15 protein-coding genes are annotated in these 15,243 nt (G+C 69.3%); all 15 read right to left on the bottom strand.

Going from position 1 to position 15,243, the window contains the following annotated elements; all coding sequences use genetic code 11:
- Positions 1–31: 31 nt before the first annotated feature.
- Positions 32–847 carry a F0F1 ATP synthase subunit delta gene (locus ACIQ7Q_RS04170; RefSeq protein WP_403856017.1) on the bottom strand — a complete coding sequence of 272 codons (816 nt, stop codon included), beginning with the start codon at positions 845–847 and terminating at the stop codon, positions 32–34.
- Positions 844–1,401, bottom strand: a complete 558-nt coding sequence (locus tag ACIQ7Q_RS04165) for a F0F1 ATP synthase subunit B (RefSeq protein ID WP_403856015.1) — start codon at positions 1,399–1,401, stop codon at positions 844–846. The genes ACIQ7Q_RS04170 and ACIQ7Q_RS04165 overlap by 4 nt, the downstream gene beginning before the upstream one ends.
- A 41-nt stretch (positions 1,402–1,442) precedes the next feature.
- A complete protein-coding gene (gene atpE / locus ACIQ7Q_RS04160) occupies positions 1,443–1,673 on the bottom strand; it encodes an ATP synthase F0 subunit C (RefSeq protein ID WP_356631845.1) in 231 nt (76 codons plus the stop codon).
- Between the two features lie 76 nt (positions 1,674–1,749).
- On the bottom strand, positions 1,750–2,562 hold the full coding sequence (gene atpB, locus ACIQ7Q_RS04155) for a F0F1 ATP synthase subunit A (protein WP_403856013.1): 813 nt from the start codon (positions 2,560–2,562) through the stop codon (positions 1,750–1,752).
- A gap of 225 nt (positions 2,563–2,787) precedes the next feature.
- Positions 2,788–3,225, bottom strand: a complete 438-nt coding sequence (locus ACIQ7Q_RS04150; protein ID WP_403856011.1) for a hypothetical protein — start codon at positions 3,223–3,225, stop codon at positions 2,788–2,790.
- Between the two features lie 352 nt (positions 3,226–3,577).
- Positions 3,578–4,915 (bottom strand): MraY family glycosyltransferase, encoded by a 1,338-nt coding sequence (locus tag ACIQ7Q_RS04145; protein ID WP_403856009.1) that lies wholly within the window; start codon positions 4,913–4,915, stop codon positions 3,578–3,580.
- A 117-nt stretch (positions 4,916–5,032) separates the two neighbouring features.
- Complete coding sequence (gene glyA / locus ACIQ7Q_RS04140) at positions 5,033–6,316, bottom strand: serine hydroxymethyltransferase (RefSeq protein WP_403856007.1); 1,284 nt, start codon at positions 6,314–6,316, stop codon at positions 5,033–5,035.
- Between the two features lie 192 nt (positions 6,317–6,508).
- Positions 6,509–7,159, bottom strand: a complete 651-nt coding sequence (locus tag ACIQ7Q_RS04135) for a protein-tyrosine-phosphatase (protein WP_403856006.1) — start codon at positions 7,157–7,159, stop codon at positions 6,509–6,511.
- The gene (locus ACIQ7Q_RS04130; RefSeq protein ID WP_403856004.1) at positions 7,156–7,803 is read right to left on the bottom strand and encodes an L-threonylcarbamoyladenylate synthase; all 648 of its coding nucleotides are present in this window, start codon (positions 7,801–7,803) and stop codon (positions 7,156–7,158) included. Before ACIQ7Q_RS04130 ends, ACIQ7Q_RS04135 begins: the two co-directional genes overlap by 4 nt.
- 28 nt (positions 7,804–7,831) lie before the next feature.
- Complete coding sequence (gene prmC / locus ACIQ7Q_RS04125) at positions 7,832–8,713, bottom strand: peptide chain release factor N(5)-glutamine methyltransferase (RefSeq protein ID WP_403856002.1); 882 nt, start codon at positions 8,711–8,713, stop codon at positions 7,832–7,834.
- Positions 8,714–8,742: 29 nt separating this feature from the next.
- Positions 8,743–9,822, bottom strand: a complete 1,080-nt coding sequence (gene prfA / locus ACIQ7Q_RS04120) for a peptide chain release factor 1 (RefSeq protein WP_403856000.1) — start codon at positions 9,820–9,822, stop codon at positions 8,743–8,745.
- A 106-nt stretch (positions 9,823–9,928) separates the two neighbouring features.
- Positions 9,929–10,147, bottom strand: a complete 219-nt coding sequence (gene rpmE, locus ACIQ7Q_RS04115) for a 50S ribosomal protein L31 (RefSeq protein ID WP_403855998.1) — start codon at positions 10,145–10,147, stop codon at positions 9,929–9,931.
- 197 nt (positions 10,148–10,344) lie between these two features.
- Positions 10,345–11,454, bottom strand: a complete 1,110-nt coding sequence (locus ACIQ7Q_RS04110; RefSeq protein ID WP_403855996.1) for an LCP family protein — start codon at positions 11,452–11,454, stop codon at positions 10,345–10,347.
- Between the two features lie 350 nt (positions 11,455–11,804).
- Positions 11,805–13,883 carry a transcription termination factor Rho gene (gene rho, locus ACIQ7Q_RS04105; RefSeq protein ID WP_403855994.1) on the bottom strand — a complete coding sequence of 693 codons (2,079 nt, stop codon included), beginning with the start codon at positions 13,881–13,883 and terminating at the stop codon, positions 11,805–11,807.
- Positions 13,884–14,282: 399 nt separating this feature from the next.
- On the bottom strand, positions 14,283–15,200 hold the full coding sequence (thrB, locus tag ACIQ7Q_RS04100; RefSeq protein WP_403855992.1) for a homoserine kinase: 918 nt from the start codon (positions 15,198–15,200) through the stop codon (positions 14,283–14,285).
- Positions 15,201–15,243: the final 43 nt, after the last annotated feature.

Raw genomic sequence — 15,243 nt, 5'->3', positions numbered from 1 at the left:
GGTCTTGCGAATTCAGTTGTGCCGGGCGTTGTCAGCCGGCGATGCGCCGCTGCGCCTCGTCGAGACGCTCCGCGATCGTGCCGTTGATGATCTCGTCACCGACTCGCACCGAGATCCCGCCGAGGACCGCGGGGTCCACTTCGAGGTTGAGGTGCATGTCACGGCCGTACATCCGCGCCAGACCGGCGCCGAGGCGCTGCTTCTGCGCCTCGGTCAGCGGCACCGCGGAGGTGACGACGGCGACCATCCGGTCCCGGCGCGCCGCGGCGAGCTTGGACAGGGACTCGAGTCCCGCCTCCAGGCTACGTCCACGCGGGTGCGTGACGAGACGGACGACCAGACGCTCGGTGACCGTCTCGGCCTTGCCGCCGAGCAGAGCGCTCAGCAGCTCGCCCTTGGCGGTCGCCGTGGCCGACCGGTTGGTCAGCGCCGACCGGAGCTCGGTGCTGGACGACAGGATCCGGCCGAACCGGAACAGCTCGTCCTCGACGTTGTCGAGCACACCGGCCTTCTGCGCGGCAGCGAGGTCTGCGGTGTTCGCCAGCTCCTCGATCGAGTCGACCAGGTCGCGCGACTGCGACCAGCGGGACCGGACCATGCTCTTGACCAGGTCGACGGTCTCGCCGCCGACCTGACCACCGAAGATGCGTCCGGCCAGCTCGGCCTTGGCCTCGCCGGACTGCGCCGGGTCGGTCAGGACCCGACGCAGCGACACCTCACGGTCGAGCAGCGCTGTGACGGCGGCCAGCTCGCCGGCGAGCTTCGCCGCGTCGACCGACGTGTTGTCGATCAGCGCGTCGAGCGACTCGTGCGCGGCGGCCAGCGCCTCGCGGCTGGCTCCGTTCATCGGGTGGCCTCGGCCTTCGAAGCGCCGTCCTCGAGCGAGTCGAGGAAGCGGTCGATGGTGCGGCTCTGCCGGGCGTGGTCCTCGAGGGACTCGCCGACGAGCTTGCCGGCCAGGTCGGTGGCGAGCTTGCCCACGTCCTGACGCAGCGCCGCGGCCGCGGCCTTGCGGTCGGCCTCGATCTGGGCGTGGCCGGCCGCGATGATCTCCTCACGCTGCCGCTGGCCTTCCGCCTTCATCTCCTGGATGATCGCGGTGCCCTGCTCGGTGGCCTCCTGGCGGAGACGCGCGGCCTCGTGACGAGCCTCGGCGAGCTGCGCCTTGTACTGCTCAAGGACGCTCTCGGCCTCGATCTTGGCCGCGTCGGCCTTCTCGATGCCGCCTTCGATGGCCTCACGACGCTCTTCCAGAACCTTGTTGATGTTCGGGAGGAGCTTCTTCGCGAGGAAGAAGAAGACGATAGCGAAGGCGATCAGGCCGATGACGAGCTCGTCGGGGTGCGGAATGAGCGGGTTCTGCTCCTCCACAGCCGCGAGCTGCTGAACCAGAGGGTTCACATCAGTGCCTTCCGTAATGGGGTTGGGCTGTCGTCCGACGATCAGGCGCGGAAGACGAAGCCCATGACGATGCCGATGAGGGCAAGCGCCTCACAGAAGGCGAAACCCATGATCTGGTTGGTACGGATCAGGCCGGCCGCCTCGGGCTGGCGGGCGAGGGCCTGGGTGCCGTTACCGAAGATGATGCCGACGCCGACGCCGGGGCCGATGGCGGCAAGGCCGTAACCGATGGAGCCGAGGTTGCCGGTGACGGCGGCAAGGGTCTGGGACATGCCAGTTCTTCCTTCTCTTTCACGGACCGGTGGGGGTTGGCCACCGGACGTCTGTTGGTCAGGGGGGTCGGGTCGCTCAGTGGCTCTTGGCGAGCGCGCCCTGAAGGTAGCTGCAGGCCAGGAGCACGAAGACGTATGCCTGAACAGCCTGGATGAAGAGCTCGAAACCGGTCATGACGATGACCATCACGAACGAGGTGCCGGCGTAGATGATGCCGATGCCGTTCAGCAGGTACCAGCTGGCGAGGGTGAACATCACCAGCAGCATGTGACCCGCGAACATGTTCGCGAAGAGCCGGACCGCGTGCGTGAACGGCCGGATGAGCAGGTTCGAGAAGAGGTCGATGAACGAGACGAGCCACTTGACCGGGCCCAGCGAGTTGTCGTAACCCGTGATGTTCTTCCAGCCGCCCACGAAACCGTGCGTCTTGAAGGTCAGTCCGACCCACAGCACGTAGACCAGCAGCGCCATGCCCATCGGGTAAGCGATGATCGACGTGACCGGGAACTGCGCGAGCGGGATCACGGACCAGAGGTTCATGATCCAGATGAAGAAGAACAGGGAGACCATCAGCGGGACGTACTTCTCGCCGTCCTTCTTGCCCATGATCTCGTAGACGATCCCGCGGCGGACGAAGTCGTAACCGGCTTCACCGACCATCTGGAGCTTGCCGGGGACCAGCTTCGGCTTGCTGAACGCCGCCCAGAAGAACCCGACGACAACAATCGTCGCGAGGAATGCCAGCAGCATGGGCTTGTTGAACTCGAAGCCACCGACGGTGAAGATGGGCTTGAACAGGAAGGAATGGAGCCCGGGCGCCGGGAAGCCACAGTCCCTGAAGATCTGACAGCTTGCGTCGAAGGCGAGCATCTGGGGGTCAGCACTCACCGCGGGCTCCTTCAGCGTGGCGCATAGGTACGGCAACCTCGTTGTGTCGGCGCGGCACGCGGCCGCGGTTCGGCACTGGACTGGTGTTTCGGATGTGGGGGCGGCTGTCAGGCGTTGAGCCTCGCGATGGGACAGGCGTCAGCTCAGATGCCCGCGCCCGCAGTGCCGCAGTTGGCACCGGACGATAGCAGGAAGGCGTACGGCCATTTATCCCACCCCTACCCCTCACGCCGCCGGGCCCGTCTTCACGGGGGTCTCACCCTTGGCGGACTCGGGGTCGACGTAAAGAATCTTCGCCTTCATGTAGGCACGTGCCTGCGCGGTGATCCAGACAATGGTCGCCGCGAGGAGCGTGAAGGCGAAGGCCTTGGCGTCGAACAGCGTGGTGTCCTTGAACGCCATCATGAAGACGAGAAGCAACAGCAGCTGCGCCGTATAGAGCATCAGCCCCATCGCCTGGAACAGGTGCGGAAAGTTCTTCGCCGTCCGCTGCAGCACCAGCATGCCCATCCCCATGAAGAGGATCACCACCAGGGTGCCGACAACGGCGCCGATCGCTCCCTTTCCACCGGCGACCACACCACTGATCACAGCGGCGATCGCGCCGGCGGCAGCGGTGGGTACGGCGGCAAGGAGAAGAGTGCGTGCGTCGGTGGACGGCATGGCGGCAGCTCCGCTTGATGGTGGGGGCAGTGGTGTCGTCATGGACGAGCGTAGGCCCGGTCCGAGAGGTGTCTCGGGGCCAACGAACCGTCGCACTACGGTCCTTCGGCTCTGTCTCCGGGTCTCGTGAACGGTATCACAAACTATTTGATGAGGTCTTTACCCAGTGGTGTGCCAACCCTCACACATGAGAGTGAACGCGCGCGTGTGTGCACGACAACTGGGCGCTATGTCTGCTAATGAACCGTTTTCCCGTCGGCTTCCGGCCGATTCGGTTCGGAAGCCGCTTCCTTGCCACTCGGAAGCGGGCGCCGCCGACAGTCGGCGTTGACATCGCCCGCTCAGCCCGCGCTCAGCCCCGTGTGCCGGCCTTGCGCCGGTCCGGGAAGCGCGAGCGGCCGCCGATCGCGGTCGCGCCGTTGACGCCGCTGACGCCCACCCCGACCGGCACGGGGGGCTCGTCCTCGTGGTCGTCGGGCGCTGCGTCGGACTGCCGGGTCGCGGGCGCCTGCTGCGCCCTGCGGTGGCGTCGTCGGTAGCGCGGCGGGACGAAGCGCTCCGCCCAGTCCGGGGTGCGCGGGCTGAAGCGCGGCAGTAGCAGCAGGACGAGGCCGATGGCGCTCAGGCCGGTGACGGCCAGCACGATCCACATCACCGAGTGGACCGAGTACGCGACGACGCCGAACGCGATCAGCGCCGACCAGAAGTACATGATCAGAACGGCCCGGCTGTGCGAGTGCCCGATCTCCAGGAGCCGGTGGTGCAGATGGCCGCGGTCCGCGGCGAACGGCGACTGGCCCTTCCAGGTGCGGCGGACGATCGCCAGCAGCAGGTCGGCGACCGGGATCGCGATGATCGTCAGCGGCAGCAGCAAGGGAATGAACACCGGCAGCGCCGCGTGCGTGGCCTCGCGCGCACTGCCTTCCCAGATCCTGAGGGCGTCCATGTCCACCTGGCCCGTCACGGAGATCGCCGCCGCCGCGAGCACGAGCCCGATCAGCATCGAGCCGGAGTCGCCCATGAAGATGCGGGCCGGATGCATGTTGTGCGGCAGGAAGCCCAGGCACATGCCCATCAGGATCGCCGTGAACAGCGTCGCGGGGGACGCCGCCTCGATGCCGTAGCTGAACCAGATCCGGTACGCGTACAGGAAGAACGCCGCGGCGGCGATGCACACCATGCCGGCGGCGAGACCGTCCAGGCCGTCGACGAAGTTCACGGCGTTGATGGTGACGACGACCAGGGCGACGGTCAGCAGCGTGCCCTGCCAACTGGTCAGCGAGACGGTGCCGACGCCGGGGACGGGGATCCACAGGATCGTCAGACCCTGTACGACCATCACACCCGCGGCGATCATCTGGCCGCCGAGTTTGATCAGCGCGTCGATCTCGAACTTGTCGTCCAGGACGCCGATGATCCAGATCAGGGCGGCCCCGGAGAGCAGCGCACGCGGCTCGTTGGACAGCTCGAAGACGCTGTTGAGGTTCTCCAGATGATCGGCGACCAGCAGGCCCGCGCACAGCCCGAAGAACATCGCGATGCCACCGAGTCTCGGCGTCGGCTCGCGGTGCACGTCCCGTGCACGGATCTCGGGCATCGCCCCGGTGGCGATGGCGAATTTGCGCACCGGCCCGGTGAGCAGATAAGTCACCGCGGCCGTGACGCAGAGCGTCAGCAGGTAATCACGCACGGGCTGCCCCACAGGAATCGCTGGCCATCTCAGCCCCACACCTTAGCTGTGGTAGCCACATGCTTGAGGACACACCGACGCCGAGGATGGTTGCACGACTGCGCCACAGCACGGCGGCTACCCCGAAAACGGCGGGAATCTCCCGACCAGTTCCTGCACCTGCTCCCGGATGTCCCGCACCTGCTGCTCGTCGCGCAGTGCGGCCGTGAACAGGGCCGCGATCCGGATCATCTCCGGGCGGCCCATGCCCTGGGTGGTGACTGCGGCGGTGCCCAGCCTGATGCCGCGACCGTCCCCGTAGGGCAGCGCGCATGTGTCCAGGACGATGCCCGCCGCGGCGAGGCGTCCGCGGGCCGTTCTGCCGTCGACGCCGAACCCGACCGGGTCCGCGCCGATGAGGTGGGTGTCCGTGCCGTCCGTCAGCACCGTGAACCCCTCGGCCGCGAGCGCCTCCGCCAGCGCCCGCGCATTGGCGACCACCTGATGGGCGTACGCGGTGAACGCCGGCGTCTCCGCCTCCCCGAAGGCGACGGCCTTGGCGGCGATCGTGTGCATCTGCGCGCCGCCCTGCGTGAACGGGAACACCGCTCGGTCGATCCGCTGAGCCAGCTCCGAGCCGCACAGGATCATCCCGCCGCGCGGGCCGCGCAGCACCTTGTGGGTGGTGGCGCAGACCACGTCCGCGAACGGGACGGGATTCGGCGCGGCGCCACCGGCGACGAGCCCGATCGGATGGGCGGCGTCCGCGATCAGATAGGCGCCCACCTCGTCGGCGATGTCACGGAACTCCTCGTAGTCGAGGTGGCGGGGGTACGAGATCGAACCGCAGACGATCGCCTTGGGCCGGTGCTGGCGAGCCAGATGACGCACCTGGTGATAGTCGATCAGACCGGTCTCCGCGTCCACACCGTAGGCCACGAAATCGAACCACCGGCCGGAGAAGTTCGCGGACGAACCGTGCGTGAGGTGGCCGCCGTACGGGAGACCCATGGCGAGCACGGTGTCGCCCGGCCGCAGCAGCGCCGCGTACGCCGCCAGGACCGCGGAGGAGCCGGAGTGGGGCTGCACATTGGCGTGCTCGGCGCCGAACAGCGCGGTGGCGCGCTCGATCGCGATGCGCTCGGCCGCGTCGACGAGTTCGCAGCCGCCGTGGTGGCGGGCACCGGGATAGCCCTCGGCGTACTTGTTGGCGAGCGGCGAGCCGAGGGCGGCGAGGACCGCGGGCGAGGTGAAGTTCTCCGCGGCGATGAGCTGGAGCGTGCCGGCCTGCCGCTGTGTCTCGCCGAGGATGATGTCCGCGATCTGCGGGTCCTGGCGGCGCAGCGCGTCGAGGAAGGGGGCGGGGTGGGCGGGCGCTTGCGCTGTCTGCGTCTGCACGTGCGCTTCACGGGTGACGGACATGACGGCTCCGGTCCTCGGGCCTGTGCTGCGGCCCCTCCAATGTAGAACCGGGCCGTCGCGGACGCGCGGTGTATGCGGGAGTTCGGGGAGTCGCAGAGAGCGGCGGCACTGTGCCTGCGGCGGAGCTGTCCCCCGTACGGCAGAGCGGACCGTACGAAGAGCGGACCGTAGGGCAGAGCGACCCGCGTGGCGTCACGGCCGCGCCGGAACCCCCGTCAGCGCCGTGACGACCGGGTCGAGCGCCTGGTGGATCTCGTCGCCGATGGAGCGGAAGAAGGTGATCGGCGCTCCGTACGGGTCGAACACCTCGTCCGCGTCCGGGCTCGGCGCGAGCAGCCACCCGCGTAGAGCCGCCGCCGCGCGCACCAGCGCACGCGCACGCTCGACCACGCCGTCCTCCCGGGGGTCGGGAAGGGTCGCCGGGTCTATGGCCCGCACGAGGCGGGTGAACTCCTTGAGGGTGAAGGTACGCAGGCCCGCCGAGTGGCCCATCGAGATGACCTGCGCCCGGTGGTCACGGGTCGCGGTCAGGACCAGGTCCGCGCGGATGACGTGCTCGTCGAGCAGCTCGCGTCCCATGAAGCCGCTCGCGTCCGCGCCGAAGTCGGCGAGGACGATCTCGGCGTTGGCCTCCATGGGGGCGCCCTCGTGGCCCCAGGTGCCCGCGCTCTCCACGATCAGGCCGCCCGTGAGGCGATCGCCGAGGCGGTCGCTCAGGGCATGGCGGGTCAGCCGCTCCGTGATGGGCGAGCGGCAGACGTTGCCGGTGCTGACGTGGAGGATGCGGAAGGTCGATGCCGTACTGCCGGTTTCCGCTATGCCACGCCCCTGCGGGGCGGTCAATTGGCCACCTCGAGGTCTGGTACCACCTTGCGCAGCTCGTCCGCGGAGAGAGCTCCCTCGCGGAGCAGCAGGGGGACCTTGCCCGTGACGTCGACGATCGAGGAGGGCACGATGCCGGGGGTGGGGCCGCCGTCCAGGTAGACGGAGACGGAGTCGCCGAGCATCTCCTGCGCGGCGTCGCAGTCCTCGGGCGAGGGGTGTCCCGTGAGGTTGGCGCTGGAGACGGCCATGGGGCCGACCTCGGTGAGCAGTTCGATGGCGACGGGGTGCAGCGGCATCCGGATGGCGACGGTGCCGCGGGTGTCCCCCAGGTCCCACTGCAGGGACGGCTGGTGCTTGGTGACCAGCGTCAGCGCGCCCGGCCAGAAGGCGTCGACGAGCTCCCACGCCTGCTCGGAGAAGTCCGTGACCAGCCCGTGCAGGGTGTTCGGGGAGCCGATGAGGACGGGGGTGGGCATGTTGCGGCCGCGCCCCTTGGCGTCGAGGAGGTCCGCGACGGCCTCGGAGGTGAAGGCGTCCGCACCGATGCCGTAGACGGTGTCGGTGGGCAGCACGACAAGCTCGCCGCGGCGGACGGCGGAGGCGGCCTCGCGCAGGCCGGTGATGCGATCCGTCGCGTCGTTGCAGTCGTATCGCCGAGCCATCAGCGGGCCTCCTCGTGCGTGTACTTGGTCATGGCGTTGCCTTGCGGGCGGTCGCGAACCGCGGCCGCTTGTTCAGGTCGGGGTGGTCGGCGGCGTCGGTCCAGCCGGATTCCTCGTTGAAGATCCACGGAACCTGGCCGCCCTGCGTGTCCGCGTGCTCGATGACGACGAGCCCACCGGGCCGCAGCAGCCGGTGCGCCGTGCGCTCGATGCCGCGGATGGTGTCGAGGCCGTCCTCGCCGGAGAACAGGGCCATCTGCGGGTCGTGGTCACGGGCCTCCGGTGCGACGTACTCCCATTCGGTGAGCGGGATGTACGGCGGGTTGGAGATGACGAGGTCGACCTGGCCGTCGAGCTCGGGGAGCGCGGAGAGCGCGTCGCCCTGGTGGACGGTGACCCTGGAGCCTTCCGCGTTCTTACGGGTCCACCGGAGCGCGTCCTCCGACAGCTCCACCGCGTGCACCCGCGAACGCGGCACCTCCTGCGCCATGGCCAGCGCGATGGCGCCGGAGCCGGTGCACAGGTCGACGATCAGCGGCTCGACGACGTCCATGGCCCGTACGGCCTCTATCGCCCAGCCGACGACCGACTCGGTCTCGGGCCGGGGTACGAAGACGCCGGGGCCGACCTGCAGCTCCAGGTAGCGGAAGAAGGCGCGCCCGGTGATGTGCTGGAGCGGCTCGCGCGCCTCGCGGCGGGCGACGGCCTCCCAGTAGCGGGCGTCGAAGTCCGCGTCCTTGACGTTGTGCAGCTCTCCCCGCTTCACGCCGTGGACGTAGGCGGCGAGCTCCTCCGCGTCGAAGCGCGGCGACGGCACGCCGGCGTCGGCCAGCCGCTGGGTGGCCTGGGCCACCTCGGCGAGCAGCAAGGTGCGGGGGCCTGGGGGGCGGCCCCCAGAGTGTGACTGCACGTCGGTCCTCCGAGCACTGCAGGGGGTGGTTACTGCGCGGCCGCGAGCTTCGCCGCGGAGTCCGCGTCGACGCACGCCTGGATCACGGCGTCCAGCTCTCCGTCGAGCACCTGGTCCAAGTTGTACGCCTTGAAGCCGACCCGGTGGTCCGAGATCCGGTTTTCCGGGAAGTTGTACGTCCGGATCTTCTCGGAACGGTCCACCGTGCGGACCTGGCTGCGGCGGGCGTCCGCGGCCTCCTTCTCGGCCTCCTCCTGCGCCGCGGCGAGCAGCCTGGAGCGCAGGATACGCATGGCCTGCTCCTTGTTCTGGAGCTGGCTCTTCTCGTTCTGGCAGGAGGCGACGATGCCGGTCGGCAGGTGCGTGATACGCACCGCGGAGTCGGTGGTGTTGACGGACTGGCCACCGGGACCCGACGAGCGGTAGACGTCGATCCGCAGGTCGTTCGCGTGGATCTCGACGTCGATCTCCTCGGCCTCCGGGGTGACGAGCACACCGGCGGCGGAGGTGTGGATACGGCCCTGGGACTCCGTCGCGGGCACGCGCTGCACGCGGTGCACCCCGCCCTCGTACTTCAGTCGCGCCCAGACGCCCTGGCCGGACTCGGTCGCGCCCTGGCCGCCCTTGGTCTTCACCGCGACCTGGACGTCCTTGTAGCCGCCCAGCTCGGACTCGGTGGCGTCGATGATCTCGGTCTTCCAGCCGACACGCTCCGCGTAGCGGAGGTACATGCGCAGCAGGTCGCCGGCGAACAGGGCGGACTCGTCGCCGCCCGCGCCGGCCTTGACCTCGAGGATGACGTCCTTGTCGTCGCTGGGGTCGCGGGGGACCAGCAGCAGCCGCAGCTTCTCCGTGAGCTCCTCGCGCTGCTTCTCCAGCACCTTCACCTCGGCGGCGAAGTCCGGGTCGTCGGCACCGAGTTCACGGGCGGTCTCGATGTCCTCACCGGTCTGCTTCCAGGAGCGGTACGTGCCGACGATGGGCGTCAGCTCCGCGTAGCGCTTGTTCAGCTTGCGCGCGTTCGCCTGGTCGGCGTGGACCGAAGGGTCGGCGAGCTTCTTCTCGAGATCGGCGTGTTCGCCGATCAGTTCCTCGACCGCCTCGAACATCGGGGGCTCCTGGTTTCAGTACGCGTGGGTGGCTGCTCAGAACGGACAAAGCGCCGGCCTCGGCCACCCCGCGGACGGGGCGGCCGAGGGCCGGCGCAGTGGCGCGCTACTTCTTGGCAGCAGCCTTGCCGAAGCGGGCCTCGAAGCGGGCCACACGGCCACCGGTGTCGAGGATCTTCTGCTTGCCCGTGTAGAACGGGTGGCACTCGGAGCAGACTTCGGCGCGGACGTTGCCGCTCTGGATCGTGCTACGGGTGGTGAACGACGCACCGCAGGTGCAGCTGACCTGGGTCTCGACGTACTCGGGGTGGATGTCGCGCTTCAAGGTGTCTCCTAGTTTCGGGAGGGCACCGGGTCGTACGTGCGGATTGCTCGTACGTGAACCGGGGCCGACGTACCAGTCTGCCAGGACCGGCCGTATCTCCCAAAACCGGGGTGGGCCCGGAAGTATTCCTGGCGTCCGAAGCGGGTATAGAGACCCTTTCACGCGCCGGTTCGCGCCGGCGCGCATCCGGGTCGTCCTCAGTCGCTGCCCACGACGGACGCGGCATCGCCCTTGTCGCCGGCCGAGTCCTCGACCGCCGAGGCGGGGATCGGCCTGTCCCGCTTGAGCGCCAGCCACACCTGATCGGCGCCGGCCTCGACCGGAATCACGCGGTTGGGGTCGTTCGGGTCGTACTTCACCGGCATCGTGATCATGTCGACGTCCTCGGCGCCCAGCGAACTGAGCCCCTTGGCGAAGCCCATCAGCTCGTTCACCGAGTCGAGCTCGGAGTCGGGGGTGATCGCCTTCGTGCCCGCGTCAGCGAGGTTCAGGAGTTTCTTGGGGCTGCTGAAGACGCCGACGTCCTTGACCTGGTTGATGAACGCCTTCATGAACGCCTGCTGGAGCTGGATGCGCCCCAGGTCGCTGCCGTCACCCACGCTCTTGCGGGTGCGTACGAGGCCGAGTGCCTCCTCGCCGTCGAGGGTGTGGGTGCCGGGCGGGAGGTTCAGATGGCTCTTTGTGTCGTTGATCGGCTGCGAGGTGGTGATGTCGACGCCGCCGAGCTCGTCGATGAGCTTCTTGAAGCCCGTGAAGTCGACTTCGATGAAGTGGTCCATGCGGATGCCGGCCATCGCCTCGACGGTCTTCACCGCGCAGGCGGGGCCGCCGACCTCGTACGCCGTGTTGAACATGGCGCGCTGCGCGCCCGCGACCGCCGTGCCGTCGCGGCTGGTGCACTTCGGCCGCTCGACGAGCGTGTCACGCGGTATGGAGACGACGCTTGCCGTCTTGCGGCCCTGGTAGACGTGCACGACCATCGCGGTGTCCGAGCGGGCGGCGCCTTCGTCGGCGCCGTATTCGGAGTTCGCGCCGGAACGGGAGTCGGAGCCCAGGACGAGGATGTCCATGGAGCCGTTGTCGATGTTCTTGGGGCGGTCGGTCCCCAGGGCCTGGTTGATGTCGATGCCCTGGAGGTTTCCGTTCAGCTTGAACCACAGGAGGCCGAGCCCGGAGCCGCCGACGAGCACCAGGGCTGCCGCCGCCCACGCGACGACCGTCCACACCCGGCGCGCCGTGGAGGGCCGCTTGCGGCGTCTGCCGCTGCCGCGTATTCGGCCGCCGGTGCTGGTGCTCTGCTCGGTCATGGTCTCCTCGGCTCTCGCTGTTCCCGCTACCCCCGGGGGTGGTGATCAGGCGCGGTTCTCGGCATGTCGTTTCTTGTTCGGACGTCGCTTGTTCGGACGTCGAAGCGAGTGCTCGGACGTCGAAGCGAGAAGCGTCGCACGAGCGGATGAGAGGCCGGTGAGAACGGGTCGGGCCCACCGCGCGCTGCACGGTGGGCCCGAAGAACCGCTCGAGGAGGCCGTTCCCTGCGCCTCACCAGCGGTTTCGGCCGGCGGGTTCAGAGGGGTGGGACTCCCCCGCCGGGCCCTTGACGGGCCCGGCGGCTGTGGCGGAGATCTCTCGGTGAGGGACCTGCGCCGGTTGAAGCTTCTCAGTCGTTGCCGTTGCCGGCGGACGGAGTCGTCTTCTGGATCTGGAGCAGGAACTCGCCGTTCGACTTGGTCTGCTTCATCTTGTCCAGCAGCAGCTCGATCGCCTGCTGCTGGTCGAGGGCGTGGAGCACTCGGCGCAGCTTCCAGGTGACCGCCAGTTCGTCGCTGCCGAGCAGGATCTCTTCCTTACGCGTACCGGACGCGTCGACGTCCACCGCGGGGAAGATCCGCTTGTCGGCGAGCTTCCGGTCGAGCTTGAGCTCCGCGTTGCCGGTGCCCTTGAACTCCTCGAAGATCACCTCGTCCATGCGCGAACCGGTGTCGACCAGCGCGGTGGCCAGGATGGTCAGCGAGCCGCCGTCCTCGATGTTGCGCGCCGCACCGAAGAAGCGCTTCGGCGGGTAGAGCGCGGTCGAGTCGACACCACCGGACAGGATGCGACCGGAAGCCGGGGCCGCGAGGTTGTACGCACGGCCGAGACGGGTGATCGAGTCCAGCAGGACGACCACGTCGTGACCCAGTTCGACGAGGCGCTTGGCGCGCTCGATGGCCAGCTCGGCGACGGTGGTGTGGTCCTCGGCGGGACGGTCGAAGGTCGAGGAGATGACCTCGCCCTTCACCGACCGCTGCATGTCGGTGACCTCTTCCGGACGCTCGTCGACGAGGACGACCATCAGGTGGCACTCGGGGTTGTTGTGGGTGATCGCGTTGGCGATCGCCTGCATGATCATGGTCTTGCCGGTCTTCGGCGGAGCCACGATCAGGCCTCGCTGGCCCTTGCCGATCGGCGCGACGAGGTCGATGATCCGGGTCGTCAGCACGCCCGGGTCGGTCTCGAGACGCAGTCGGTCCTGCGGGTACAGCGGCGTCAGCTTGTTGAACTCGGGGCGGCCGCGGCCCGATTCGGGCGCCATGCCGTTGACCGAGTCCAGGCGGACCAGCGCGTTGAACTTCTCGCGGCGCTCGCCTTCCTTGGGCTGGCGCACGGCACCGGTGACGTGGTCGCCCTTGCGCAGGCCGTTCTTGCGGACCTGGGCGAGGGAGACGTACACGTCGTTCGGGCCGGGCAGGTAGCCGGAGGTCCGGATGAACGCGTAGTTGTCGAGGATGTCCAGGATGCCGGCGACGGGGATCAGGACGTCGTCGTCGGAGACCTGCGGCTCGCCGGTCGCGAAGTCGTCACGGCCACGGCGGCCACGGCGGTCGCGGTAGCGGCCGCGGCGTCCGCGGCGGCCACCGGCCTCGTCGTCGAAGTCGTCCTGGGGGCCGGTGTTCTGCTGGCCGCCCTGGCGCTGCTGGCGCTGGCCGCCGCCGCCCTGCTGCTGGTCGTCGCCCTTGCCGCGCCGGTCGCGCTGACGCTCGCGGCGGTCACCGCGCTCGCCACGCTCAGCACGGTCGCCACGGTCGCCGCGCTCAGCACGGTCGCCGCGCTGGCCGCGCTCCTGGCGGTCACGGCGGCCCTCCGCGGTGTCCACGGCGGTCTCGGCCTTGGACTCGGGCTGGGCCTCGGTCCTGACCTCGACGGCGGTGTCGCCCCGGGTCTCGGTACGGGTCTCCGGGCTGCCCGCCTGAGCGGTGGCACGGCGACGGCGGCGCTCCCCGGCCGGCTGGTCGTCTCCCCCAGAGCCTGCGGCCTGGGCGGTGCCCCCAGCCGGCTGTCCCGGGATGTCGATCTGCTGCTGGGCGACGGCCTTCTCGGGCTTGTCGGCCTTCTCCGCCTTCTCGGCCTTCTCCGCGGCGGGGGCGGCGGCCTCGTCGCCCGTGCGCGCCTTGGAGGTGGCACGGCGCTTGGGCTTGGTGGCGGCCTCGGTGCCCGCGTCGGCGCTCTTCGCCGGGGAGCCCCCTCCGGCCTGCGCCTCCTTGATGACCTCGATCAGCTGGCTCTTGCGCATACGCGCGGTGCCCCTGATGCCGAGGCCGGACGCGACCTGCTGCAGCTCGGCCAGGACCATGCCCTCGAGGCCGGTGCCGGAGCGGCGGCGCCGTGAGGTGGTGCCGGAGGCAGCACCTGCGGCGGGCGCGGCGTTGTCGACCTTGTCGTCGGCAGTCACGCCCATCAGATCGGTGGTGTCGCTCACGAAGGGTCCTTCCCTGGAGCGGACGTCGGCCTTCTGGCTCGGCGACCGGTTGTGCTGTCCGGCTGCGGTCCTGGGTTGTGGACCGAACCGGAGCGGTGGTCCCGCCGGAGAATTGACGGCGGAGAGATACATGCATACGTGCAAGGTCCGGCTCGAGGTCCCCCTGCTCGGCCCACTCCTGGAAAAGCGAGGGGTGTCGTGCCGGTTCCGGAGCGTGCTCGAAACTGCTCAGGCAGGCTGCTCAGGCAGTTTGGGGAGGCTCCCGGAGAATGTTGGTCCCGAAGGGGGACGCGAAGCACCGCGCCTCAACGACGACGGTTGCAGCATTGAGATTAACACTACCGGCTCCAACAAACATTCCCCCTCTCCAGCACCGGCAATCGTGTGGCAGTCGTGTTGCTAGGGCGCCAGCGGCAGGACGCTCGCTCCCGCGGCGTCGAAGGCCAGCCGGTTGGCCGCCCAGCCCTCGCCCGCCAGCTGTGCGACCTTGTCGGCCGCACTGTCCTCGGCCAGCGCGAGCACCGTGGGGCCCGCGCCGGAGATGACTGCAGGGACGCCGTCGGCGCGCAGTCGGTTCACCAGGTCGATGCTCTGCGGCATGGCCGGGGCGCGGTACTCCTGGTGGAGCCGGTCCTCCGTGGCGGGCAGCAGCAGCTCAGGACGCCTGGTCAGGGCCTCGACGAGGAGGGCGGCACGGCCGGCGTTGGTGGCGGCGTCGACATGGGGGACGGTGCGCGGCAGCAGACCGCGGGCCGTCTCGGTGAGCACCGGCTTGCCGGGCACAAAAACCACTGGAACGACGGAATCGGCGGGATCCATCCTGATCGCTCGCGCCGCTCCCGCCTCGGTCCAGGCGAGGGTGAAGCCGCCGAGGAGGCAGGCCGCGACATTGTCGGGGTGGCCCTCGATCTCGGTGGCGAGCTCCAGCAGGGCCGCGTCGTCGAGTTTTGCGTCCCCGCCTATCGTCACGGCGCGGGCGGCGACGATACCGGCGCAGATCGCGGCGGAGGAGGAGCCGAGGCCGCGGCCATGCGGAATGCGGTTGGCGCAGACGATCTCGAGGCCGCGCGGCTGTCCGCCGAGCAGGTCGAAGGCCGTGCGGAGGGCCCGTACGAGCAGGTGCTTCTCATCGCGGGGCAGGGTGGACGCACCCTCACCGGCGATGTCGATGTGCAGACCGGAGTCCGCGACCCGGACGACCACGTCGTCGTACAGACCGAGCGACAGTCCCAGGGCGTCGAAGCCCGGACCGAGATTGGCGCTGGTTGCGGGGACGCGCACCCGGACGGCGGCGGCGCGGAACGCTGGACCGGCCATCGCTCGACGACTCTCCTTGGTTCTGAACAGCGGGATGTACAAG

Origin of the sequence: Streptomyces sp. NPDC096176, from assembly GCF_044763255.1 — a bacterium.
Classification (GTDB): domain Bacteria; phylum Actinomycetota; class Actinomycetes; order Streptomycetales; family Streptomycetaceae; genus Streptomyces.
Note: the sequence above shows the minus strand (reverse complement) of the source record. Positions and strands in the feature narration are given on the sequence as shown.

Coding starts and splice junctions, on each gene's coding strand:
- thrB (WP_403855992.1), bottom strand. CDS start 15,200: ATGGCCGGTCCAGCGTTCCGCGCCGCCGCCGTCCGGGTGCGCGTCCCC.
- ACIQ7Q_RS04170 (WP_403856017.1), bottom strand. CDS start 847: ATGAACGGAGCCAGCCGCGAGGCGCTGGCCGCCGCGCACGAGTCGCTC.
- atpE (WP_356631845.1), bottom strand. CDS start 1,673: ATGTCCCAGACCCTTGCCGCCGTCACCGGCAACCTCGGCTCCATCGGT.
- glyA (WP_403856007.1), bottom strand. CDS start 6,316: ATGTCCGTCACCCGTGAAGCGCACGTGCAGACGCAGACAGCGCAAGCG.
- ACIQ7Q_RS04110 (WP_403855996.1), bottom strand. CDS start 11,454: ATGACCGAGCAGAGCACCAGCACCGGCGGCCGAATACGCGGCAGCGGC.
- prfA (WP_403856000.1), bottom strand. CDS start 9,822: ATGTTCGAGGCGGTCGAGGAACTGATCGGCGAACACGCCGATCTCGAG.
- ACIQ7Q_RS04150 (WP_403856011.1), bottom strand. CDS start 3,225: ATGCCGTCCACCGACGCACGCACTCTTCTCCTTGCCGCCGTACCCACC.
- ACIQ7Q_RS04130 (WP_403856004.1), bottom strand. CDS start 7,803: ATGGCTCGGCGATACGACTGCAACGACGCGACGGATCGCATCACCGGC.